The sequence below is a fragment of the Maribacter flavus genome (genome assembly GCF_008386635.1).
GTDB classification, from domain to species: domain Bacteria; phylum Bacteroidota; class Bacteroidia; order Flavobacteriales; family Flavobacteriaceae; genus Maribacter; species Maribacter flavus.
Genome location: NZ_VUOE01000001.1, coordinates 1,388,075 through 1,412,212 on the forward strand (window position 1 = coordinate 1,388,075; position 24,138 = coordinate 1,412,212).

Genomic DNA, 24,138 nt, shown 5'->3' on the forward strand with positions numbered 1-24,138 from the left:
TTAAAAAAGCTTCGGTATACATCGAGGCTTTTTTATTTTGTTCAGTTTAAAAGCGTTATTTTAGTAATATGACATTTAATGTACAGATATGATTAGAAAAACGGTTTCAAATGTATCGGAAGCGCTTGCCGGGGTTCAAGATGGTATGACATTTATGCTCGGCGGATTCGGATTATGCGGAATTCCGGAGAAGGCCATAGAGGAATTGGTACGATTGGGCATAAAGGACATCACCTGTATTTCCAACAACGCAGGTGTAGATGACTTTGGTTTAGGGCTTTTACTTCAAAAGCGTCAGATAAAAAAAATGATTTCCTCCTACGTGGGCGAAAACGATGAATTTGAAAGGCAAATGCTTAGTGGGGAACTGGAGGTGGAACTGACCCCCCAAGGTACCTTGGCAGAAAAGTGCCGCGCCGCTCAAGGTGGGTTTCCGGCTTTTTTCACCCCGGCAGGCTACGGCACCGAAGTCGCGGAAGGCAAAGAAACTAGGGAGTTCAATGGAAAAATGTATGTGCTTGAGGAAGCTTTCAAAGCCGATTTTTCCTTCGTCAAGGCATGGAAGGGCGATGAGGCCGGCAACCTCATTTTTAAGGGAACGGCCCGAAATTTTAATCCGGTTATGTGTGGTGCGGCAAAAATCACAGTAGCCGAAGTAGAGGAACTGGTACCCGCGGGGTCTTTGGACCCCAATCAAATACATGTTCCGGGGATTTTTGTCCAAAGAATCTTCAAAGGAGAAGGTTATGAGAAAAGAATCGAACAACGAACCGTACGAAAAAGAAATTAAAATGTTAGATAAAAACGGAATTGCAAAACGTATCGCCAAAGAAGTAAAGGACGGTTATTACGTGAACCTCGGTATCGGTATACCTACACTGGTGGCAAACTTTGTACGTGACGATATTAGTGTAGAATTTCAGAGCGAAAATGGCGTATTGGGAATGGGCCCGTTTCCTTTTGAAGGTGAAGAGGATGCAGATATTATAAATGCAGGTAAACAAACCATTACAACCTTGCCCGGTGCCTCCTTTTTCGATTCGGCCACCAGTTTTTCCATGATACGGGGCAAACATGTAGACCTTACCATTTTAGGGGCTATGGAAGTTGCTGAAAACGGGGATATTGCCAATTGGAAAATACCGGGAAAAATGGTCAAAGGAATGGGAGGAGCGATGGATTTGGTATCATCCGCAGAAGATATTATCGTGGCGATGATGCATACCAATAGGGCCGGGGAATCCAAATTATTAAAAAGATGCACCCTACCGCTCACGGGCGTAAAGTGTGTAAAAAAAATTGTGACGAACCTTGCGGTACTGGAAATAGGCCCAGAAGGTTTTATCCTGTTGGAACGTGCGCCAGGAGTATCCGTGGAAGAAATAAAACAGGCTACGGAAGGTACACTTATCGTGTCCGGGGACATTCCTGAAATGAAATTGGACTAACACTACAACGATTGCATTTCATCGGATAAATCAAATACCTTGATTTATTCACAACATTTTGGGATAACTTCACAACAATAATTCACAAACAGCTTCTCTTTGTACCTATATTTACGTCACTGATATTTTTTAACCCAAAGTAAAAGCAAAACTTAACCAAAGATGGATACCCAGAATTACATTCCGAGAGAAGAAAAAGTGCAAGTATACCATAATGATTTTTTTAGTGGTTTTGTACGTTTGACGAAAAAGCTTTTCATGCTTTAGGTCAAAAGCAAATGAAATTAACTGTAAAGAGCAACTCCCCCAGGTTGCTCTTTTTTAGTTTCTAATTGAAAAATGAACCATTAAATTAGCTCACTTTTGAATTGGAAATAGTATTGGACAATTTACATCCAAATCTTAATTATAAATTGCCAGCCCTACCCTGCTAATTATTCCTATTTTTATTGCTTTATCATCTTACTCTTCTTTGAGAATTAAATCCAGTTTCTATGACAAAGTACTTTTTTGTCTTTTGCAACCTATTTCTAGGGCACTTAGTGGACGTAGCCGCGCAAGCTTCGAATACCTCCAGATTAAAAATTGAGGATATCATGAAAGGCGATGACTTTATCGGGCACCGGCCTTCCAATGTCTTATGGGCGACCGACCAATCCGCCATCTATTTCGATTGGAATCCAGAAATGGCCTATAGCGATTCGCTTTATAGCTATAATTTAAATTCCAAAAACATTGAAAAAGTCGGTTTCCTTGAAGCGCAAAAACTTCCCGCAACGCAAAAGGTGGACCATCCCACGCTAAATAAATCGGTCTATACTAAAAACGGGGACATTTTCCTATTGGATAATGCCACGGGCAAATCCTTGGCCATCACCAAAACCAAGGAAAGGGAATCCAATCCGCACTTTACAGAAAATGGCAAAAAAGTGGCTTTTGTCAACGGGTCCAATGTTTTTTCTTGGGATATGGACAATGGGGTTTTGGAACAGCTTACTGATTTTGTGGAACAAGTTGCGGAAGACTCCAAACGGAGCGAGAAGGATGAATGGCTGTACCAAGATCAATTGGAGCTTTTTGGTGTTTTACGCCAACGGAAGGAAAAAAAGGAGTTGGGCGAGCAAATTACCAAAAAAATGGAAGCCCTTGAACCCCTGCCCATAGCAACAGGAAAGAAACAGGTCATCAACCAAACCATTTCCCCTAATGGGCGCTATATTAGCTTTGTGCTGATGGATTCCCCTAAAAACAAAAGCACGATGGTACCCCATTTTGTGACGGAATCCGGGTATACGGAAGAACAAACCACCCGGACCAAGGTAGGCGACGAACTTCCAACCTATGAAATGTTCGTGTACGACACTAAGAAACGTACCCAATATAACGTTGTTTTGGATAGCCTGGAAGGGCTGAACGATGTTCCGGAATTCATGCAGGATTACCCGGACAAGACATATCAAAACGAAAACCCCATTGGAAGGATACCCAGTCCTACATGGCATCCTGAGGGTGAAAAGGCCATTTTGGACATTCAGGCCAGCAATTATAAAAACCGATGGTTGGTGCTTTTGGATGCCAAAACGGGAAAAATAGAACTCCTTGACCGGCAACATGACGAGGCTTGGATTGCGGGCCCCGGCATTACTGGGTGGTTTGATGGGGGCGACCTGGGTTGGATGCCCGACGGAAAAAGTATTTGGTATAAATCCGAAAAAACAGGCTATTCCCACCTGTATACCATGGATATGAACGGCAAGAACAAAAAGGCCTTGACCTCGGGCAATTTTGAAGTTTATGACCCCTTTATCTCCAAGGATAAAAAACGCTGGTATTTTACGGCAAATAAGAACCATCCGGGCGACCGCCAGTTTTATACCATGCCCTTAAAAGGGGGCAGAATGGAACAATTGACCCAATGGGAAGGCAGAAACGACGTAACGCTTTCACCAGATGAAACACAGATGGCCATTCTACATTCCTACTCTAACAAGCCCACAGAGCTGTACCTCCAAGGCAATCCGCTGTTTGGAGATACAAGCGAACCTACAGCCATCACAAGTTCCAATACGACAGCATTCAATTCCTATGATTGGAAGGATCCAAAGGTTATTACGTTTTCGGCCTCTGACGGTGCCATGGTTCACGCAAGGTTGTACACCCCCAAGTTGGAAGTCAAGAATAACGCGGCCGTAATTTTCGTGCACGGTGCAGGCTATTTACAGAATGCCCATAAATGGTGGAGCTCCTATTACCGTGAATATATGTTCCACAATCTATTGGTGGACAATGGCTATACCGTCTTGGACATCGATTACCGCGGCAGTGCCGGTTACGGTAGGGATTGGCGGACGGGCATATACCGTCACATGGGTGGCAAGGACCTGTCAGACCAAGTGGATGGCGCCAACTACTTGGTAAAGAATTACGGGGTTGATCCGGATAAAATCGGTATCTATGGTGGCTCCTACGGCGGATTTATAACCTTAATGGGCATGTTCAACGCACCGGAAACCTTTAGTGCCGGAGCGGCCATACGCTCTGTGGGCGATTGGGCGGCCTATAACCACCCGTATACCGCGCATATTCTGAATACGCCGGTAGCGGACAGTCTGGCCTATAAACGGAGTTCCCCTATCTATTTTGCGGAAGGTCTAGAAGGTAAATTGCTTATTTTACACGGAATGGTGGATGACAACGTGCATTTTCAAGATATGGTCCGATTATCCCAACGGCTCATAGAACTGGGCAAGGAAAACTGGGAAATGGCCGTATATCCCGTGGAACGCCACGGTTTTGTGGAACCTAGTAGCTGGACCGATGAGTATAAACGCATATTCAAATTGTTCGAGGAAACTTTGACGGATTAGAAATGCCGAATATTCCCAAAATAGAATTTATGCCGTGTCGACCTTCGGAATTAAAGGAATTAATGACCATTTCCAGAACTACTTTTTCCGATGCTTTTCGAGCTCAGAACAATCCCGAGGATTTCAATGTATATTTGGACAAGGCCTTTTCAAGAACACAGCTAGGGAAGGAACTTGACAACCCTAAAATGAATTTTTATTTTGTGTATTTTGAGGGTGTTTTGGCGGCCTATTTTAAATTGAACGAAGGCGATGCCCAAACGGATATAAAACAAGAGGGTTCAATGGAATTGGAACGTATCTATGTCCTTAAAGCCTTCCAGGGAAAACAATTGGGGAAGCGGATTTTGGATTGGATAAAGGATTGGGTCAAAGGAAACGAAAAATCATTTTTGTGGTTGGGCGTTTGGGAGAAAAACCCCCGTGCCATCGCTTTTTATGAACGTCATGGATTCTATAAATTTGGGACACATCCCTACTTTATTGGACAGGACGAGCAAACGGATTGGCTCATGCGTTTCGACTTTTAAAAAATAAGAATACTAAATATGAAATGAGCCATAACAATTCTTGATACCCACTGAAACCAAAGGTTCACGAACACCCTTTTTGAAAATAGACAAGCTTCGTGAGTAAATGGTTATTGGCGAAAACGAAGTTTCATGAATACCGCTGAAAAGCAAATAGTAAATAATGAACTAAATCGAAGATTCATGAACACCTATGGTAGACAAACTTAAATGATGTGAATAATTGCAACCCTGTGCTGAGCGTAGTCGAAGCATGACCCATTAAAAACAATAAAAATACACAGATGAAAAGTTTACAGTTCACCTTGTTAGCTCTAGTGATTTGCGGTATGTTAAACGCCCAGGAATATTACTTTCCGGAGCGAAATGCCCTTTGGGAACAAAAAAATCCAACGGAATATAAAGTCAATACCGAAAGACTAAAAGCGGTCGTAGACTTTGCCGAAGCGAACGAATATACCGGTTCCCGAGATTTAAGGATCGCTATATTAAAGGGTTTTGAAAGGGAGCCTTTCCATGAGATATTGGGTCCTACCAAAAAACGGGGCGGTCCTGCGGGAATGATTCTTAAGAATGGCTATGTAATAGCACAGTGGGGCGATGTAAAAAGGGTGGATATGACCTTTAGCGTCACCAAAAGCTTTTTAAGTACAATGGCCGGACTTGCATGGGACCAAGGATTGATCTCCACAACACAGGATAAGGCCGGTGATTATATTTGGGACGGTACCTTTGAAGGGGAACACAATTCCAAAATCACCTGGGAACATCTATTACAACAGAATTCGGCTTGGTCCGGTGAATTATGGGGTGGAAAGGATTGGGCGGACCGGCCACCGCGAGAAGGTGATATCGATGACTGGAAGTTTGAAAAACCCAAGGAGCCCGGTACGTTCATGGAATACAACGATGTACGTGTCAATGTACTTGCCTACGCCCTTACCCATGTATGGCGAAAACCGCTTCCCCAAGTTTTAAAAGAAAATATCATGGATGCGATCGGGGCGAGCACAACCTGGAGATGGCATGGATACGGCCATGCGTGGACGGAAATAGATGGAATACAAATGAAATCCGTGACAGGTGGTGGCCATTCAGGAGGAGGAATGTTCATCAATACGGAAGATATGGCCCGTTTTGGCTTGTTGTTCCTGAACAATGGCAAATGGAAAAACGAACAATTGATTAGTAAGGAGTGGATCGAGAAAGCCATAACACCCTCCGTTCCAAATAGCAATTACGGCTATATGTGGTGGTTGAATAAAAAAGGGGACAGGTATTGGGATGGATTGTCGCAAAACATATACTACGCCGCTGGTTTTGGCGGAAATTTTATCGTCATAGATTCGAAAAATGATATGGTCGTTGTTACTAGATGGTTGGAACCCAATAAAATAGGGGAATTTATGTCCAAATTGAATGAGGCGCTGGACTAAAGTGAGGACAAAATTTCCACAGCCCTTTCCAACGTTTCCTCCTTTTTCGCGAAGCAAAATCGGAGTACCTTATCATCCCTGTCGTTTACATTAAACGAGGATATGGGGATACTAGCCAATTTATGCTCAAGAATCAGTTTTTTGGCAAAGTCCTCGTCAGATTCTTGGGTAATTTGGGTATAGTCCAACAGTTGGAAATAGGTGCCTTGCGAGGGGATGAACTTAAAATTGCTATAGGCAAGGCCCTTTAGGAATAGATCTCGCTTCCTTTGATAAAAATCATTGAGCCCAAGATAGTGTTCGGGGGTTTTTAAGTATTCTGCCAAAGCCCGCTGTACGGGATGGTCAACACAGAAGACGGCAAATTGGTGCACTTTTCTAAATTCTTCCATCAGGGCTTTTGGAGCGGCACAATAACCCATTTTCCAGCCGGTAACATGAAAGGTCTTGCCAAAAGAGGCGCAGACAAAGCTACGCTGCGCCAAATCCGGAAATCTGGATACGCTCTGGTGCTGTTGTCCGTCAAATACAATATGTTCGTACACCTCATCGCTCAATACCAAAATATTCGTATCCTTAAGAATTTCCTGTAACCATAACATATCGTTTTGGGAAAGTATTTTTCCACTGGGATTATGCGGTGTATTGATTATCAACATTTTAGTTTTTTTGGTGATTTTGGCTTTGAAGGCTTCCCAGTCTATGCTATAATCCGGGGCATCCAATTGGAGGAAGACCGGTTTGCCCCCATTGACGAGAATGGCCGGTTCATAGCAGTCATAGGCAGGTTTTAGTACGATTACCTCATCTCCTACATGCACAAATGCCGATATGGCCGTATAAATGGCCTGGGTAGCGCCCACCGTAATGGTCAACTCATTTTCCGGATGGTATTGATGACCATGAAGTGTTTGAATTTTTTCAGAAATAACCTCCCTAAGGCCAAAATACCCTTGCATGGGGGCATATTGGTTGTGTCCCTCCATCATGGCATTGTTCACCAAGGAAATAAGATTCGGGTCCGCCTCAAAATTTGGAAACCCTTGGGACAGGTCAAGGGCCTTATGTTTTCGAGCCAAATTCCCTACGGTCGTAAATATGGTAGTTTTTACATTGGGCAGTTTGGAACTGTTTTTCGTATCGATATTCATAATCATAAAAATAAACCAAAAAAGCCCGAGAAGAAACCCGGGCCTTTCCAAACAACTAAACTAAAAAATTAAGCATGTTGCGCTTCATGTTTACCTTCCTTTATTTCCTCAATTACTTTTGAGTTAAAGGCAGGTAAATCCTGTGGATTTCTACTGGTTACAAAACCTTCATCCACAACAGCTTCTTTATCTTCCCATTTGGCTCCAGCGTTGATGAGATCATCCTTTATGGAACTGAAAGAAGTCAAGGTTCTTCCTTTTACGACATCGGCACTGATCAAAATCTGGGGGGCATGGCATATTGCCGCCACCGGCTTTTTCATGCTAAAGAAATCCCTAACCAAAACCAAGGCATCTTCGTTTCTTCTTAGGGTATCTGGATTCATTACACCTCCGGGCAATACCAAAGCATTATAATCCGATGCTTTTACCTCGGAAAGATTTCTGTCCACATCGTAACTGTTTGACCAGTTGCCATTGGCCCAGCTTTTTATTTTTCCGTTTTCCGGACTTATGATGTCCACTTGAAAGCCTTCTTTTTCCATGGCTTCCTTAGGTGATTTCAATTCACTTTCTTCAAATCCATGTGTTGCTAAAATTGCTATCCTCTTCATTATATTCATTTTTTAAGTTAATAATCTATCACTAGAAGAATATAATAATAGGAAAGGAAAATCTCCGTTAATGCCTTATTAAATTAGGACTGCTGAAGGTTAAAGCTCTCTTAAACGGACAAAGGCTAGGATTTTTAGTGAACTGATGCAAGATGTTGAAGGACTTCTTGAAGGCATCGGTCCAGCTCCTTTTTGACCTCGCGTTCCCAAAACCTAAATACGGTATAGCCCAAGCGGTCCAATTCCTGATTTACCTCTTGGTCACGCTGCATATTGCGTTCTATTTTAGCTATCCAAAAATCGCGGTTGGTCTTGATCTTGGGTTTGCGTTCCTCCCAGTTTTCGCCATGCCAATATTCCCCATCTATGAAAATGACCGTTTTATATTTTTTTAGAGCGATATCCGGCTTTCCAATGAGTTTTTTGTAGTCTACCCTATATCGATATCCGGCCGCATACAAGGCCCTTCTAAAGGCCATTTCTGGTTTTGTGTCCTTTCCCCGGATCTTACTCATAATCTTCGAGCGTTGGGGTGTGGTGTAGAATCCGGATTCCTCGTTAAATCTGGGGACTATAATTCGTTCTTCGGAATACTTTTTGGACATCCGCTAAAAATAAAAAATCCCATTTCGAATGAAATGGGATTTATAAAAACTTTATGATCTAGGAATTAACCCTTAACGTTTGCGAATAGATACTCCCGGTTCATACGGGCAATATTCTCTAAGGATATTCCTTTTGGACACTCGACTTCACATGCACCGGTATTGGTACAGTTTCCAAAACCTTCCAAATCCATTTGCGCGACCATATTCTTTACCCGGTCAACGGCCTCTACCCTTCCTTGCGGCAACAGCGCGTATTGGGAAACTTTGGCACCTACAAACAACATGGCCGAAGAATTTTTGCAACTAGCCACGCAGGCACCACAGCCAATACATGTGGCGGCACTAAAGGCGTCGTCCGCATCGTGCTTGTTTACTGGAATCGCGTTGGCGTCGATGGTATTACCAGAGGTATTTACCGATATAAAACCGCCCGCATTCTGGATACGGTCAAAGGCACTTCTGTCTACAATCAAATCCTTGATTACCGGAAAGGCCGTCGCCCTAAAAGGTTCAATATAGATTGTGTCACCATCCTTGAATTTTCGCATATGCAATTGGCACGTAGTAACTCCCCTATCAGGTCCATGAGCTTCGCCATTAATATATAAGGAACAAGACCCACAGATACCTTCCCTGCAATCATGGTCAAAAGCTACGGGCTCCTCTCCTTTTGATATCAGCTGACTATTTAACACATCCAGCATTTCCAAAAATGACATATCGGGGGAAACATCGCTGATTTTATAATCAACCATCTTTCCTTTATCATTAGCGTTTTTTTGACGCCAAATTTTCAATGTTAAATTCATAGCTTTTCTTTATTTATAACTTCGTTCCTTAACTTCTATATTCTCGTACACCAAATCTTCCTTGTGTAAAACGGCGTCTTTCGGTTCTCCCTTATATTCCCAAGCAGAAACATACTGGAACTCCTTTCTCCTTTTGGCCTCACCTTCCGGAGTCTGATATTCCTCCCTAAAATGACCACCTGCGGACTCTTCCCTTTGCAGGGCGTCCTTGGCGAACAATTCTCCCAACTCCAGGAAATCGGCAACGCGTCCCGCCTTAGCAAGTTCCTCGTTGTATTCGTCCGCAGAACCGGGTACCAAAACATCTTTCCAGAATTCGGCACGTAGTTCCGCAATTTCATTGATGGCCGATTTTAAATCGGCTTCATTTCTGGACATCCCACATTTATTCCACATGATTTTACCAAGACGCTTATGGAAATAGTCAACAGGGTGTTTGCCCTTGTTGTTGATCAAGTGATCTATATTATCCCGAACCGATTTTTCAGCTTCATCAAATTCCTTGGTATCCGTTGGGATAGGTCCAGTACGAATATCGTTTGCCAAATAATCGCCAATGGTATATGGTAGTACAAAATAACCGTCTGCCAGACCCTGCATCAATGCGGACGCTCCCAATCTATTGGCACCGTGATCGGAGAAGTTCGCCTCCCCTATCGCATAACAACCTGGAATGGTCGTCATCAGGTTATAGTCCACCCAAATACCGCCCATGGTATAATGCACCGCGGGATAGATCATCATTGGGGTCTCATAAGGATTTTCATCCACGATTTTTTCGTACATCTGGAACAGGTTTCCATATTTTGTCTTCACGACTTCCTGACCCAATTTTTTAACGAGGACATCATCATTTACGTCCAATCCTTTCACCAAGGCCTGTTCCCTACCATAGCGCATGAACGCATCGGCAAAATCCAAATACACGGCCTCACCGGTGGCATTTACACCGTATCCGGCATCGCAACGTTCTTTGGCCGCCCTAGATGCTACATCTCTAGGCACCAAATTACCGAAAGCCGGGTAACGCCTTTCCAGATAGTAGTCTCGGTCTTCTTCAGCAATCTTCGTTGGTTTAAGTTTCCCAGCTCGTATCGCTTCGGCATCCTCCAATTTCTTGGGCACCCAGATTCTACCGTCATTTCGTAAGGATTCTGACATCAAGGTAAGCTTGGATTGATGGTCCCCTGAAACAGGGATACAAGTTGGGTGTATTTGGGTATAACATGGGTTTGCAAAAAAGGCCCCTCGCTTATGAGCTTTCCAAGCAGCGGTAACATTACTGCCCATGGCATTGGTGGATAAATAAAATACGTTCCCGTAACCGCCAGTACCCAAAACCACCGCATGGGCGGAATGCCTTTCTATCTTACCGGATACCAAATCACGGGCAATAATACCCCTAGCCTTTCCATCGACAATGACCACATCCAACATTTCATGCCGGTTGTACATCTTTATCTTCCCCCTACCAATTTGTCGGTTCATAGCGGAATACGCCCCTAACAACAATTGCTGTCCGGTTTGGCCCGCTGCATAAAACGTTCGCGATACCAAAACGCCCCCAAAAGAACGGTTGTCCAATAAACCCCCATACTCCCTGGCAAATGGCACCCCTTGGGCCACACATTGATCAATAATATTTGCGGATACTTCGGCCAGACGATAAACGTTTGCCTCGCGCGAGCGGTAATCCCCGCCTTTAACGGTGTCGTAAAAAAGTCGGTAAGTAGAGTCGCCGTCGCCCTGATAGTTTTTCGCGGCGTTTATCCCACCCTGTGCGGCAATGGAATGTGCCCTACGTGGTGAATCTTGAAAGCAGAATGCCTTTACGTTGTATCCCAATTCCGCCAAAGTTGCCGCGGCGGATCCTCCCGCCAAGCCTGTACCCACTACGATAACGTCAATATTACGTTTGTTCGCAGGGTTGACAAGGTTGATTTTGTTTTTATGGTTGGTCCATTTATCGGCCAATGGGCCTTCAGGTATTTTTGAATCTAATGCCATATTAGCTGTTTTTAATGGGTGAAATGATGGTAAAGTGCAATGAAAATAAATCCTACAGGTAGACCTATAGCATACACCTGAGCCAAACCTTTCATACTTTTCTTGTAAATGGAATTGGCACCAATGGATTGGAATGCCGAACTAAACCCGTGAAGCAGATGCAGGCTCAATAGCACAAAGGCCAAGACATAGGCTCCAACGCGCAATGGATTTTCAAATTTATGGACCAATTCCTCGTAATATCTAAAACCTTCCCCGCTTGGTAAAAGACCGGACATGTCTCCTTGAACGTATTTTACGTTTATTTCGGGAATCCAAAAATCAATAAAGTGCAACACCAAAAATGCCAAAACGACCGCACCGCTCAACAACATGTTTCTGCTCATCCAAGTGGAGTTGGCATTGCCGTTATTCTTAACGTAGCTCTTTTGCCGTGCCTTGTTGTTTTTGATTTCCAAGATGAATCCCATTACGAAATGGAAGATTACGCCAAAAATGAGTATAGGCTGAAGAACGAATTGAACCGCCCAAAAAGTACCCATAAAATGGGAAGCTTCGTTAAAGGCATCCGGACTAAAAACCGATAAAATATTGATGGCAAAATGCTGTAGTAGAAAAACCATAAGGAAAAGGGCCGAAAGCGCCATCGCATATTTTCTACCGATTGAAGATTTAAAAAATCCGCTCATTGGTTGCTTTTTTAATTTGTACAAATTTACTGCACGGGGCAGTTATTAACAAGTTTTCAAGAGTCTAAGTGTGCTTATTTAGACCCATTTTAAGAATGTTTTATAGACTGTTTAAGTACGATCTAAAAAACAGGGTTTATATGGGTTTATAACTTAAACAGATTGATGGTTTTTTATAACGGTTCACCTAAAAATCTAGTATAATCAAACTACCAGATACTTGATTTGAATAATTATCGATTTTAGAAGGCTTGAAGAACAACCAATCGATAAAGTCTTTAAAAATATTGATAATCAGAACTATATGTAAACCCTATCCCTTCGTGTAAGAATTACCAACAACACTTTGAATTGGTCTAAAATACCATCGCTTAGTCGAAAAACAAGTTGTGTTTTTAGCTGCTTTCTTTTATTTCGACAGTTCATCCAGACCAATCACTATATGAAAATAGCTTTACGATCTACCAAAAGAAAAATTACCATACTTGCCGCCTTAGCACTTTTACTATTAAGTGCGGCTCCCTTTTTTATCGGATCAGGGCTAGATGCTCCCGAACCTCTTGGACGTTACCTAAACTTCAATTTTCCAGCGGCCGTACCCAACTCGAACGGTTTGCCGTATGCACCAGTGTACACCAATCTGACCTTTGACTCGCCCTTGACTTTTAATGAACTGCCAACATCGGCTAAAATTGTAGTCGGGCAAAGGGACGGAAAGATATTTTGGTTTGACAAGGACCCTGAAGTATCCCAAAAAAACATACTTCTGGATTTAAGTAATAAGGTAGGTGTAGTTTGGGACGGAGGCTTTTTAGGCTTTACTTTTCACCCGCAATTTGGTACCGCAGGGAACAATTACTTCTATACATATTACACCACTAAAGACCGTAATGGGAATAATTTCCCAAATATGTATACCACCCAAAGCTGCAATAGCGAGGAGTATTGGGGCAATTTTTTGATTCTATCCAGATATACCATGAATCCTACGACCATGACTGTGAATGAAAGTTCGGAACAGGTTATGTTGAAGCTTAGAATGTACGGAACCACACACAGAGGGGGCGGACTTCTCTTTGGGGACGATGGCTATTTATATCTCACCACCGGGGATCAAACTGCCTTTAAAAAGTCGCAGGACATTGTAAACAACTTGGACGGGGGCGTACTTCGCTTGGATGTGGATAGGAACCCTGCCCGCAGCCATGCGCCCATTAAGACCATGCCCCAAGACCATGGATTTTCAGATGAGATTACCGGGGTAGGATATTGGATACCCAATGACAATCCCTTTCTAAGCCCCAACGGTGCACGCTTTGAGGAATATTACTCCATGGGTCATAGAAACCCACATAGAATGACAAAGGACAGAGCTACCGGGAATCTGTATATTGGCGAAATAGGCGGAGGCCGCCACGAGGAAATCAATGTGGTCAAAAAAGGAAAAAATTATGGCTGGCCACTATACGAGGGTCTTTTCAGGAGCACTTTTTGTGTATCCGGTCTTTACGGGAACATGCCGCATGAAGAACCCTTGGTAGCTTTCCCCAGATCCCAGGCGAATGCCGTTATTGGCGGATTCGTGTATAGGGGCGAGGAAATCCCGGAACTAAAGGGTAAGTATATTTGTGCCGATTATGGTGTTGGCGAGGAAATCTGGGCCGTGAATACTTCCAACGGAACCTATGAACAGTTGGGTAATTTTAGTTCCACCAACATCATATCCTTTGGGGAGGACAAACAGGGAGAACTGTATATCCTGAAACAGGGCGTGTCCACGCTTTTTAAACTTTCCACCAAAAAATCATTCGAAGAGACCTTGCCCCAGACTTTGAGCGCAACGGGAGCCTTCAGCGATCTATCCACGCTGTCACCCTCACAAGGAATCTTCCCCTATGAATTGATCGAGTCTTTTTGGTCCGATGGTGCCCTCAAAAAAAGATGGTTGGGAATCCCTAATGACGGCACGCACGATACACAAGAGGAACAGATCAATTTTTCCGAAAACGGAAATTGGGATTTCCCCATTGGATCTGTGCTGATAAAGCATTTTGAAATGCCCTTGGATGAAAATAACCCATCGGTTACCAAACGTTTGGAGACCCGTTTTTCGGTCAAGGCGGCCAACGGTCAGTTTTATTATGTTACCTATAAATGGAACGAGGCCCAGACCGATGCGGTGCTATTGACATCCGGTTTGGATGAAACCTTGAACATGAAAAGGGCCGATGGAACGACCGAAGCCCAAGTCTGGACCTACCCCAGCAGAAGCGACTGCGCTACCTGCCATAATCCAAGCACCGGTGGTACCATTGGCACACGTACAAGATACCTCAACAAGGATTTAAGATATCCAAGAACGGGTAGAACCGCCAATCAATTGGTCACCTTGAGTCATTTGGGCATATTGGACCAAACGATCACGGATGCCAATACAAACTCCCTTTTAACATATAAAGCTTTGACCGATGCAAACGCCTCCTTGGATGAAAAGGCACGTTCCTACCTAGACCTTAATTGCGCCTATTGCCACCAGGCCGGTTCCGATGTTCGGGCGGATTTTGATATGAGGATGGTGCTGAACCTGGAACAAACGGGGCTTTTGGATGCGGGAATTTTTAATTCCTTGGGCATCCCCGATGAAGCTATTTTGCAACAAGGTTCTCCGGAGAAATCCATTGTATACCTGCGAGCCAACAGTCTACAGGATGGAATAGCCATGCCCCCCATTGCAAAGAACAGTATCGATGCGCAGGGTGTGGCCCTTTTGGAAGCATGGATACGGCAATTGGGTTCGAACACCGGACCCAATGAGGTGAATTTGGCCTTGAACAAAGTGGCAGTACAGTCAAGTATCGGTTTTGGAGGGGATGCCGCAAAGGCCGTGGACGGCAACAGGAGCGGTCTCTATTCCAATGGTTCCGTAACGCATACGGATACGTCCAACAATCCATGGTGGCGGGTCGACTTGGGAAGGGAGTACACTATCAGCAAAATCAATATGTACAATAGAACCGATTGCTGTTACGAGCGTCTGAGCGGTGCCAAACTCATGGTTGGAAACACGCCGAGCAACAATCCAGCCGACTATACAGAAGTGGGAACGGCCAATGCTGAACCCTCGCAATTCTTTACCAATGTCAACACCAGTGGTAGATACCTAATGGTATATTTACCTGGAAACAATAAAATTCTTTCCTTGGCAGAGGTAGAAGTCTTTGGAGAGGTGACAATCAACATTCCAGTGTACAATGTGCTGACATCACCAAACGTTGTGAACCTTCAGGTTGGCGAAACCTTTCAATTGAACGCCATTACGGAACCGGCCAATGCAACGGACGAAGGGGTTAGTTGGATTTCAAACGACCCTAGTATTGCATCCATTGATGCCACAACAGGTCTGGTAACCGCAGTGGGTCCCGGTGAAATAGATGTAACCGTGACAACCAATGATGGCGGGTATAAGGCCAGTGCCTTGGTTAAGGTTGCCGGCACTCCCCAAAACCCAATTTCCGTTTATAACGTATTGACATCACCCAACCAAGTGAACCTACAGGTTGGGGAGACATTTCAGTTGAATGCGATCACAGAACCTGCCAATGCGACGGACCAAAGCGTTAGTTGGATTTCCAACGACCCTAGTATTGCCTCCATTGATGCCACAACAGGTCTGGTAACCGCCAATGGGGATGGTGAGATCGATGTCACCGTTACTACGAACGATGGCGGTTATAAAGCCAGTGCCTTGATAAAGGTAACCGGAGGTACCGCTCCCAATATTTCGGTGTACAATGTGTTGGTGTCGCCAAAGACACTGACCTTAAATGAAGGGGAAACGTTCTTGCTCAATGCCATCGTTGAACCGGACAATGCAACGAACAAAAATGTACGTTGGTTCTCGAATGACCCATCGATTGTTTCCGTTGATCCCGATTCAGGATTGGTGACGGCCAATGCCGTAGGTGAGATGGATGTATCCGTTGTTACCGAGGACGGCGGCTATCACGCCACGGTGCTTGTCAAGGTAATTGCTCCAAATACCAGTTCCATAAAGCTGTACCCTATGCCGGCGACGGATACTTTCAACATAGACCTATCCGGATATATGGGCAAAGCTGTGGTGGTCAGTCTTTATGGGCCCGGTAACCAGTTATTGAAAACGGTAAGCTACCCTGCGAACCATCCTGCTGTAAATCAGTTTTCCGTATCGGAATATCCATCAGGGGTATATTACCTCTTGTTCGAATCCGCGGACGGTTATGAGGGAAAAACACTGATTATCAATTAAAAAATAAACACGTGAACTCGTAAGGCCTTTACAAGTTAAAGGCCTTTTTTATTGGATTTTAGGACAGAGGCTCCTTTTCCTCTTTGATTCGGTCCAAACTCCACGCAACGGCGGCTTCCAAATCATTGAATTGACGTAGTGATTCCTTGAAGAACATTTTCTCCAAAACGATGCTCGCAAAACTACCTTGTGTGGAACCCACCACACTGTAATAGGACAACTGATGTCTGTTCTTGTAAAATTTTAACCATTCTGTAGGAACTACCGTATAACTGTTTATACGATTGGAGATATAGGCAATGGGGGTCTCCTCCCCGAAAATTTCCTTGGCGGCCGCTACCGCCCTCTTGGCCATATTCCAGTCAAAAACAACCCCTTCCTTTATTTCCGAAATGACCAGACCATCAAAATAATAGAAAACCCCGAATTCAAACTCCCTTACCTCCCGTATTTTTTTGAAGTATGGAAGATCCTTAACACGTTTCATACTTTCAAGTTTTTTGTTTTATAGGTCAAGTCTGGACTTCTCGCAGCGCAGGGTAGAAAATTAACCAACCTGATAGTTATCGGGAAATCTCGGCAGGCAGCCATTGTAACCTTAACTTATTTTAATCAGTTTATCATTTGGACAAACACCTCTAAATGTACGGTTTATAATTGAAATAAAAGGTCAGAAATGCCCTGCAAATAGGGTGATATTCAGTTTTCCATGTTCTTGAGCTGAATCTCCAAAGCCTTGGTAGAAAGTTGCACCTCGATAAAAGAAAGTATCAAGGAAATCATGAGTGCAAGCAGACTGATGCCGAAGACAAGATTTGCCCAAAACGTGAGCTGGACGTAGATCAAAGACATGGTAATGACGGCCAGCAAAAAGCTAAAGATGGCCGTAGCCTGCATGTTCTTGATTATTGTCAGTCGTTTTTGTAGCTTTTTAACCTGTAAGCCTACGGATTTTGACCCCGTCTCCTCGAACTTTTGGTGCAATTGACGTATCAGCGCCGCGATGGCCAAATAACGGGCGTTATAGGCCAACATGGTCAAAGATATGGCCGGAAAAAGTAATGCGGGAATTCCTAAAGTTAGTTCCATTTAGTATTTTGTTTTAATCAATCGATATTCCAAAATATGACCAACTAACGTCCTCATCAAAGGGGTTTGATTGTGCATGAAGTTCACCGGGCTCAATGGTGATACACTTTCCTTTTGTTAAAATATGTTTTTCGCCATTTACCTCAAAAATGACTTTACCACTTTGAATGAAGAACACCTCGAACATGGTTTCGTGTAGATGAAAATCCACTTTGTCTCCTGGTTTAAAAACTGCAGTACCAAACATCATGAGGTGAGGTATTTCCCCTTTTGAAACCAAGGTCTTTTTCTTGATATGTTGATTATGGCTCACCCCTAGTTCTGGCAGTGTATTCCAATCTACTATTTTCACAGGTTTAATTGAATAAAAGTTAGTCTATCTTAAATGTGGTTAATTCTGTAATGCCATTGCCGGAAATCTTAACCACGTAAGTTCCTTTGGGCAGATATGTTTTTCCATCTTCTGCTTCCGATAACTTTGTTTTATGTTGTTTTAAGTAATTGTCTTTTCCGATTTTAGAGAAGGCTACATCAAAGGACAGAATATTGAAACCCTTATCCCCGTTTATCTCGGTCTCGCTTACCACAATATCGTCCTCGCTCAGGACGATGGCCTTAAAAGGGCCTTCCTTTGTGGTATAAAAGGTGATGTCCAAGCCTGGGGTTTGCGCTCTTGACCAGGAGCTTCTAGGGTTGCCCCATCTGCTGGAATGTTTGATATCGGTAAGTTCAAAAAGTTTCAATTTACTCTCCAAGGCCCGGGGTGTCATTTGCTGTAAGGTTGAAATATTGGCCTTATAAATACTTCGCCCGTGCGTACCCACCAATAGGTGTTTTGCCTTTTCCTGTATGACCAGATCATGCACCGCCACGTAGGGAAGTCCGTTATCGAAAACCTCCCAGGAACCGCCCCTGTCAAACGAAACATAAAGGCCATTATCCGTTCCAACAAAAAGCAGATTTTCATTTTCCGAATCTTCCAAAATGACGTTAACCGAAGAAGTTGGCATGTTTTTGGCAATGGATTTCCATGTTTTTCCGTAGTCCTCGCTCACATAGATATAGGGCGTAAAATCATCCCAACGATATCCGTTCAATGCAACATAAACACGTTCCTTTTTATGTTTTGATGCCGTTACCCGGCTCACCCACAAATCCTTGGGAAAAGACCCTGAAATCAAATCCCAGCTACCGCCTCCGTCCCTGCTTACCTGCACCAAACCATCATCGCTGCCGGTATATATCAGTCCAAACTTGAATGGCGATTCAGAAATGGTGGTCAAGGTACCATAGGCCACGTTCCCCTTTTTTCCTCCCATTGTCAGGTCCGGTGAAATGGTTTCCCAAGTATCGCCTTGATCTAAAGACCGGTGCAACTTGTTTCCGCCCAAATACAGAATATCCTGGTTGTGCGAGGAAAGTAGTATTGGCGTTTGCCAATTGAATCGGTAGGGCGATTCTCCCAATTCGTGCTTTGGTTGGATGTACTTCCTTTTTCCGGTCTCCAAATCCAATCGGAAGTAATTACCAAACTGAAATCCCGTATACACGATATTTGGGTTCCTACTGTCTATTTGCACCTGCATACCGTCACCGCCCAAAATGGATTTCCAAGGGTATTGCCCGGACTGGTGCCATTCCCTATTCTCCTCCGCATTATGGGGCCCCATCCAAACGCCGTTGTCCTGAAGACCGCCATATACATTGTACGGTTCCTGATTATCTACATTTATGGCATAGAACTGACCCACGATCGGGGAGTTGTTCTTTATCCAGCTCTCCCCATCATCGTAGGAAATGTTGAGGCCGCCATCATTTCCATTGATCAAATGCCCGGACCTATCTGGGTTTATCCACAAAGCGTGATGGTCTGAATGTACATTATCCTCATTGACCGCCATGTAGGTTTTTCCGCCGTCGTTCGATTTTAAAAGGGGAACACCCGCCAAATAGATTTTATCCACATTGGATGGGTCCACATTGATTTGGGCAAAGTAATACCCATAACTGTAGTATAGTCCGTCAATGTAATCCTGGTTCTGTTTTTTCCAATTGACACCACCGTCCGTGCTCTTATATACCTCCGCTCCAATGACGGGCGTATCAAAGAGCGATGCATTGGCATCTTCCAAGTAGGAAGCAAGGTCTGCCGGTTTTACGGCACCACTGAGCACCATTTGTTTTACGTTTTCGGCACGGTACTTTTCCTGAAAATTATTCGTTTTTAGAAAATCGTTGAGTTGTTTGTCCGATAATTTCAAAAACGCCTCCGTACCCATGTCCTTGAAATCTTCCTTTTGAAGTCCTTCCGTTTTCTTTACATCGTTATCCTGTTTTGCTCTCCTGAACTGATTGTCATGCACGGCATAAACGGTGTTGTCATCGTATACGGCAAGGCCGATTCTACCCACTCCCTCACCGGTAGGAAATCCACTTTGGGGCGTGGTTATTTTTTTCCAACTCGTTCCGGCATCGGTACTTTTATAAATGCCCGATGAATTGCCGTTCCCCAAAAAATCCCATGCCTTTCGATCCTTTTGCCACGTGGCCGCATACATGATATTAAAGTTTTTGGGGGCATGGGCCACATCTATGATGCCTGTGTCATCGCCCACAAATAAGGTTTTTTTCCATGTTTTGCCACCATCGGTAGATTTATAAAGCCCCCTTTCAACATTGGTGGAATATAAATGTCCTACCACGCCAACCACTACATCATTTGGATCATTGGGATTAATTAGGATGCGACCGATATGGTGCGAATCTGGCAATCCCATATTGGACCAAGTTTTTCCTTGGTCCGTTGATTTTAAAATACCGATGCCGGCATAGGTCGAGCGAGAGGCGTTGTTCTCGCCGGTACCGACATAGATTGTCCCCGATTCCCAATGCACGGCAATGTCCCCAATGTTCTGTGTTGGGGTATTGTCCATAATTGGGGTAAAGGTCGTCCCGTTATTGTTCGTATACCAAAGTCCACCCGAAGCATAGGCCACATAAAATTCAATAGGCGATTTTGGATTTACAGCCACGTCCACCACACGCCCACTCATAATGGAAGGTCCAATATTCTTCAAAGGGATGTTTTTTACCAAGGAAGCTTGACCCATTTGGGCCTTTTTTTCCAAGGATTTCAAAACCTCGGTTTGATCGGTGGGGGAAATCTGGGCCGTTAGCATGCTGAATCCCAATAGAAGAAAGAAGGGTACTATTTTCATGGTAGATTATAAATTATAGGGTTTTGGAAAGTTACTAAAACTTTGTTCAAAGTCCCTTTGGACCAACAGAAGTATCTATTGATTCTTAAGCCTTCCGATCAGTTTGTTGTAATATGATTTCAAATCCGACTGTTTTTGGGCTATTGCCGATTTTGTTTTTGGGGAATCATCTATATCGATTACGGAACCATAGGCTTTTTTATACCACTCCTCCCATGCTGATAAAATCTGTTTCTCAAACTTGAAATTGGAACCTTTTTCAATCGCCGTTTGACTTTGTTTAAACTCGTTTTCCAATCGCTCAAAGGATTCTTTTTCCAATATGCTTAAAATCCACAGTGCGGTTTTTTCATCGGCATTGACCAATTGTAGACCGCTGGCCAGTGCCGCCGTGCCCACATTTTGTAAGGTCTTTTGGGACACTTTGTCAATTCGGTCATTATCCGTATGGTAAAATTGATCCGTAAAATGCCATAGCAGCAATCCGGGAATATCGGCTTTTAAAAACGGTGTATGGTCGCTGCCTCCTTCAAAAGGGTTCGTATTCACTTCCCAGTTTGCGAATTCTCCTTGCTGTCGAAAATTATGGATAATAAAATCATTGAGATAATGGGGTGTCATGTCCTTTAGAGAAAGAACTTCGCCACCCCATTCTGTGTGCTTGTCATTTCCACGCGTCCATATGGCACTTGGGTCCGGCATTTTTTCGATTAAAAAAGAGCCTCCTGTGATATCCGTATTTTCGCCTACCATGTCCAGACTTATGCCCCATTTGATTCCTTGCGCCCTTGTTTTATCCTCTTGAATGTATCGGTGGGTGGACGATATTTCATCGCCCCAAAGAAAGGTCATGGTACGCTCGCAGTCGATTTGACCGGAATTGATGAGGTTCGCCGCAACGGAAGCCATTTCTAGCTGCACCCCAACACCGCTGGCATTGTCATTGGCGCCCGGTTCCTGGATATGGGCACTGAAAACCAGTCGTTCGGAAGGTTTTTTACTTCCTTTTATATTGGCGATTACTGTAAGCTCCTCAGCTTCATATATTTTTGTTTGAATGTTTACCTTGACCATCATTTCCCCTCTTTTAAACGCTGACTTTAGTCTTTCCTTGGCTCCAAAGGACAGGGCGATTCCCCAGAATTTGGTATTAGTTTGCGGAGGTAGGCTTCTAAACTGTATGGAGGTGATATTCTTTTCCGGTTGTAGGTACGTTGGATTGTTATAGGTCAAAACGCCCAAAACCCCTTTGTCCAATAACTCCTGGTAGATACCATTGAGGCCGAATTCCATAAAAACAACCTTGTTTTTCAAGTCGAGGTTGGGTATATCCTCCTTGGCGCCAATAGGGACCACTTCCGCCGTTATTCCTTCTGTTGGTGTTGAAGCCGCGTTGAGATAGGTCATGTTCCTGTTTGAGGTGGAGACCAAAATTGGATCGGTTTGGCCCAAAAATTCCAAACGTGCAGAAACAGGTTCCCAAGTTGGGTCTTTCATGGGTCGGGATTCGATCCTGTAGGTCAATCGGTCATTGGCATCGGCTTTGGATTCCAGTACATATCCGGCTTTTTCAAGTTCCTTGGCTATCCATTTCACACTATTGTTGAACCCGGTATTTCCAGGGACCCTCCAGTATTGCGCTACATAGTCCGTAGTTTCATAGGCCAATTTCCCATCGAACTTTGGTCGGACCAAATCAAAATATTCATATTTTTCACCCTCCTTGTTCTGTGAGTGTAGATGTAAGGGTATCACCAGCAATAGTGCATAAAAGAAACGGAGGGTGCATGTTTTTTCTAGGAACTGTGACATATGAGGAGACCTTTAATCCAACTGAAGTTTTTCTGTATCTGTATCGCTATTTTTAAGGATGGCCCGATAGGAATCGATAAGTTCCTGTAGTTTCTCTGGATGGCTTTCTGCCAAATTATTTTGTTGCCCTATATCGTCCTGTAAATTATACAACTGATATACACTGTCATTTCCCAATTCAATATCCACCAAATCATTTCTTGCTGGACCATTGTATGGGGGAATCATCGCCCAATCCCCTTTTCGAAAAGCCGTTCTGGAAGTAGCCTCCAGTACCAACTCGTCCCGGCCAGATTCGCTCTTTCCCAACAATACGGCCATCAGGTTTTTGCTATCCTCCGTTGTGGCATCACTATTTACTAAAGAGGCCAACGAAGCAAAAAGATCCAATTGGGATACCATCGCATTGGAAACACCCGGAGCTATGGTTCCCTTCCAATAGGTAATGAACGGTACTCGGGTTCCCGCTTCGAACAAACTATATTTTCCGCCACGTAGGGGACCGGCAGGTTTATGATGCCCCAATTTTTCCACGGCATCATCATAATAACCGTCGTTTACCACAGGGCCGTTATCACTGGAAAAAACAATCAGGGTGCTTTCCAACAAACCTTCCTTTTCCAAGGTTTTTATGAACTCCCCTATGACCCAATCCGCTTCCAAAATCACATCGCCTCTAGGTCCCATTCCCGATTTTCCAACGAACCTTGGATGTGGCGTTCTGGGAACATGGGGCTGTTGTAGGGCATAGTACAGAAAAAAGGGTCGGTCCTTATTTTTTTTGACATAGGTTTGGGCATCCGTCAAAAAATAATCGGCCATATCCTCATCGACCCATTTGGCGGCTTCCCCACCCTTCATAAAGCCTATTCGCGGAATGTCATTAACAATGCTGTTATTATGCCCATGGTGCCATTTCATTTTTAGCATTTCGGGATTGTCCAACCCAGTAGGTTCACCCTCAAAATTCTTTTCATAACTGACTTGAATGGGGTCATTGGGGTCCAGATTCACGACATTCCCGTTTTTGATATAGACCGTAGGTACCCTATCTTGGGTGGCGGCCAAAATATTACTGTAGTCAAAACCTACCTCATTAGGCCCCGGACGTATGGTCTCGTTCCAGTTGATTTCCCCGGCACCCAGGCCAAGGTGCCACTTACCAACAATCCCAGTAGCATAGCCCTCGTTTCTCAAAAGCTTTGGTAGTGTGGTTTGGGCCGTATCAATAATCAAGGAAGCGGAACCCGGAAGAATTTTTGCATTTTTATTCCGCCAAGGATACACCCCGGTCAACAAGGCATATCTACTAGGCGTACAGGTAGCCGAGGTGGCATAACCATTCGTAAATCGTAGTCCGCCATTGCCCAATGCATCCATATTTGGAGTTTTCAATTCCGTAGCCCCATAGGCACTAAGCTCACCAAAGCCCAAATCGTCCATATAAATAATAACGATATTGGGTTTGGTATCAGCACTCGTCATTTCACTGGTTGTGGCAGTATTGTCTTTGCACGAGAAAAGGCTCAATACCAAAATTGAAACAATAAGAAGTTGTCGACTTTCCATTCT

General features: G+C 44.0%; 18 protein-coding genes. 6 read left to right on the forward strand and 12 right to left on the reverse strand.

Features of this window, described 5'->3' with window-relative positions; all coding sequences use genetic code 11:
- The first annotated feature begins 88 nt into the window (after window positions 1-88).
- The 5 genes from F0361_RS06125 to F0361_RS06145 all read left to right on the forward strand — a co-directional run bounded on the left by F0361_RS06125 (window position 89) and on the right by F0361_RS06145 (window position 6,281).
- Window positions 89-790, forward strand: a complete 702-nt coding sequence (locus F0361_RS06125) for a CoA transferase subunit A (protein ID WP_154917654.1) — start codon at window positions 89-91, stop codon at window positions 788-790.
- A 1-nt stretch (window position 791) separates the two neighbouring features.
- Complete coding sequence (locus F0361_RS06130; protein ID WP_138257312.1) at window positions 792-1,448, forward strand: CoA transferase subunit B; 657 nt, start codon at window positions 792-794, stop codon at window positions 1,446-1,448.
- Window positions 1,449-1,942: 494 nt separating this feature from the next.
- Complete coding sequence (locus F0361_RS06135) at window positions 1,943-4,315, forward strand: S9 family peptidase (protein ID WP_154917655.1); 2,373 nt, start codon at window positions 1,943-1,945, stop codon at window positions 4,313-4,315.
- A 29-nt stretch (window positions 4,316-4,344) separates the two neighbouring features.
- Window positions 4,345-4,845 (forward strand): GNAT family N-acetyltransferase, encoded by a 501-nt coding sequence (locus tag F0361_RS06140; protein ID WP_246160815.1) that lies wholly within the window; start codon window positions 4,345-4,347, stop codon window positions 4,843-4,845.
- 284 nt (window positions 4,846-5,129) lie between these two features.
- Window positions 5,130-6,281, forward strand: a complete 1,152-nt coding sequence (locus F0361_RS06145; protein ID WP_154917657.1) for a serine hydrolase domain-containing protein — start codon at window positions 5,130-5,132, stop codon at window positions 6,279-6,281.
- Here F0361_RS06145 and F0361_RS06150 read toward each other — a convergent pair.
- The 6 genes from F0361_RS06150 to F0361_RS06175 all read right to left on the reverse strand — a co-directional run bounded on the left by F0361_RS06150 (window position 6,278) and on the right by F0361_RS06175 (window position 12,159).
- Complete coding sequence (locus tag F0361_RS06150) at window positions 6,278-7,432, reverse strand: methionine aminotransferase (RefSeq protein ID WP_154917658.1); 1,155 nt, start codon at window positions 7,430-7,432, stop codon at window positions 6,278-6,280. The two genes, F0361_RS06145 and F0361_RS06150, sit on opposite strands and share 4 nt — an antisense overlap.
- Window positions 7,433-7,500: 68 nt before the next feature.
- Entirely contained in the window at window positions 7,501-8,046 is a 546-nt protein-coding gene (locus F0361_RS06155; RefSeq protein ID WP_154917659.1) for a type 1 glutamine amidotransferase domain-containing protein, read from the reverse strand.
- Window positions 8,047-8,180: 134 nt separating this feature from the next.
- The gene (locus F0361_RS06160; protein ID WP_154917660.1) at window positions 8,181-8,651 is read right to left on the reverse strand and encodes a very short patch repair endonuclease; all 471 of its coding nucleotides are present in this window, start codon (window positions 8,649-8,651) and stop codon (window positions 8,181-8,183) included.
- Between the two features lie 65 nt (window positions 8,652-8,716).
- Window positions 8,717-9,463 carry a succinate dehydrogenase/fumarate reductase iron-sulfur subunit gene (locus F0361_RS06165; protein WP_154917661.1) on the reverse strand — a complete coding sequence of 249 codons (747 nt, stop codon included), beginning with the start codon at window positions 9,461-9,463 and terminating at the stop codon, window positions 8,717-8,719.
- A gap of 9 nt (window positions 9,464-9,472) precedes the next feature.
- Complete coding sequence (locus tag F0361_RS06170; protein ID WP_154917662.1) at window positions 9,473-11,470, reverse strand: fumarate reductase/succinate dehydrogenase flavoprotein subunit; 1,998 nt, start codon at window positions 11,468-11,470, stop codon at window positions 9,473-9,475.
- Between the two features lie 11 nt (window positions 11,471-11,481).
- Window positions 11,482-12,159 carry a succinate dehydrogenase cytochrome b subunit gene (locus F0361_RS06175; protein ID WP_154917663.1) on the reverse strand — a complete coding sequence of 226 codons (678 nt, stop codon included), beginning with the start codon at window positions 12,157-12,159 and terminating at the stop codon, window positions 11,482-11,484.
- A gap of 442 nt (window positions 12,160-12,601) precedes the next feature.
- On the opposite strand from F0361_RS06175, the gene F0361_RS06180 reads away from it, so the two are divergent.
- Complete coding sequence (locus F0361_RS06180) at window positions 12,602-16,447, forward strand: Ig-like domain-containing protein (protein ID WP_154917664.1); 3,846 nt, start codon at window positions 12,602-12,604, stop codon at window positions 16,445-16,447.
- Between the two features lie 58 nt (window positions 16,448-16,505).
- Here the strand turns inward: F0361_RS06180 and F0361_RS06185 are convergent, their stop codons facing one another.
- From F0361_RS06185 to F0361_RS06210, 6 genes are all read right to left on the reverse strand, one after another.
- Window positions 16,506-16,934, reverse strand: a complete 429-nt coding sequence (locus F0361_RS06185) for a hypothetical protein (RefSeq protein ID WP_154917665.1) — start codon at window positions 16,932-16,934, stop codon at window positions 16,506-16,508.
- Between the two features lie 212 nt (window positions 16,935-17,146).
- A complete protein-coding gene (locus F0361_RS06190) occupies window positions 17,147-17,536 on the reverse strand; it encodes a DUF2721 domain-containing protein (protein ID WP_138256581.1) in 390 nt (129 codons plus the stop codon).
- A 13-nt stretch (window positions 17,537-17,549) separates the two neighbouring features.
- Complete coding sequence (locus tag F0361_RS06195; RefSeq protein WP_154917666.1) at window positions 17,550-17,888, reverse strand: cupin domain-containing protein; 339 nt, start codon at window positions 17,886-17,888, stop codon at window positions 17,550-17,552.
- A gap of 19 nt (window positions 17,889-17,907) precedes the next feature.
- Window positions 17,908-20,754: a VPS10 domain-containing protein gene (locus F0361_RS06200; RefSeq protein WP_154917667.1), complete on the reverse strand. Its 2,847-nt coding sequence runs from the start codon at window positions 20,752-20,754 to the stop codon at window positions 17,908-17,910.
- Window positions 20,755-20,829: 75 nt separating this feature from the next.
- On the reverse strand, window positions 20,830-22,566 hold the full coding sequence (locus tag F0361_RS06205) for a M28 family peptidase (protein ID WP_154917668.1): 1,737 nt from the start codon (window positions 22,564-22,566) through the stop codon (window positions 20,830-20,832).
- Between the two features lie 12 nt (window positions 22,567-22,578).
- Complete coding sequence (locus F0361_RS06210) at window positions 22,579-24,135, reverse strand: sulfatase family protein (protein ID WP_154917669.1); 1,557 nt, start codon at window positions 24,133-24,135, stop codon at window positions 22,579-22,581.
- Window positions 24,136-24,138 lie beyond the last annotated feature (3 nt).

Bases quoted from the DNA above. Each gene is read 5' to 3' on its own strand.
- F0361_RS06125 (WP_154917654.1), top strand. From the start codon at position 89: ATGATTAGAAAAACGGTTTCAAATGTATCGGAAGCGCTTGCCGGGGTT.
- F0361_RS06130 (WP_138257312.1), top strand. From the start codon at position 792: ATGTTAGATAAAAACGGAATTGCAAAACGTATCGCCAAAGAAGTAAAG.
- F0361_RS06135 (WP_154917655.1), top strand. From the start codon at position 1,943: ATGACAAAGTACTTTTTTGTCTTTTGCAACCTATTTCTAGGGCACTTA.
- F0361_RS06140 (WP_246160815.1), top strand. From the start codon at position 4,345: ATGCCGTGTCGACCTTCGGAATTAAAGGAATTAATGACCATTTCCAGA.
- F0361_RS06145 (WP_154917657.1), top strand. From the start codon at position 5,130: ATGAAAAGTTTACAGTTCACCTTGTTAGCTCTAGTGATTTGCGGTATG.
- F0361_RS06150 (WP_154917658.1), bottom strand. From the start codon at position 7,432: ATGAATATCGATACGAAAAACAGTTCCAAACTGCCCAATGTAAAAACT.
- F0361_RS06155 (WP_154917659.1), bottom strand. From the start codon at position 8,046: ATGAAGAGGATAGCAATTTTAGCAACACATGGATTTGAAGAAAGTGAA.
- F0361_RS06160 (WP_154917660.1), bottom strand. From the start codon at position 8,651: ATGTCCAAAAAGTATTCCGAAGAACGAATTATAGTCCCCAGATTTAAC.
- F0361_RS06165 (WP_154917661.1), bottom strand. From the start codon at position 9,463: ATGAATTTAACATTGAAAATTTGGCGTCAAAAAAACGCTAATGATAAA.
- F0361_RS06170 (WP_154917662.1), bottom strand. From the start codon at position 11,470: ATGGCATTAGATTCAAAAATACCTGAAGGCCCATTGGCCGATAAATGG.
- F0361_RS06175 (WP_154917663.1), bottom strand. From the start codon at position 12,159: ATGAGCGGATTTTTTAAATCTTCAATCGGTAGAAAATATGCGATGGCG.
- F0361_RS06180 (WP_154917664.1), top strand. From the start codon at position 12,602: ATGAAAATAGCTTTACGATCTACCAAAAGAAAAATTACCATACTTGCC.
- F0361_RS06185 (WP_154917665.1), bottom strand. From the start codon at position 16,934: ATGAAACGTGTTAAGGATCTTCCATACTTCAAAAAAATACGGGAGGTA.
- F0361_RS06190 (WP_138256581.1), bottom strand. From the start codon at position 17,536: ATGGAACTAACTTTAGGAATTCCCGCATTACTTTTTCCGGCCATATCT.
- F0361_RS06200 (WP_154917667.1), bottom strand. From the start codon at position 20,754: ATGAAAATAGTACCCTTCTTTCTTCTATTGGGATTCAGCATGCTAACG.
- F0361_RS06205 (WP_154917668.1), bottom strand. From the start codon at position 22,566: ATGTCACAGTTCCTAGAAAAAACATGCACCCTCCGTTTCTTTTATGCA.
- F0361_RS06210 (WP_154917669.1), bottom strand. From the start codon at position 24,135: ATGGAAAGTCGACAACTTCTTATTGTTTCAATTTTGGTATTGAGCCTT.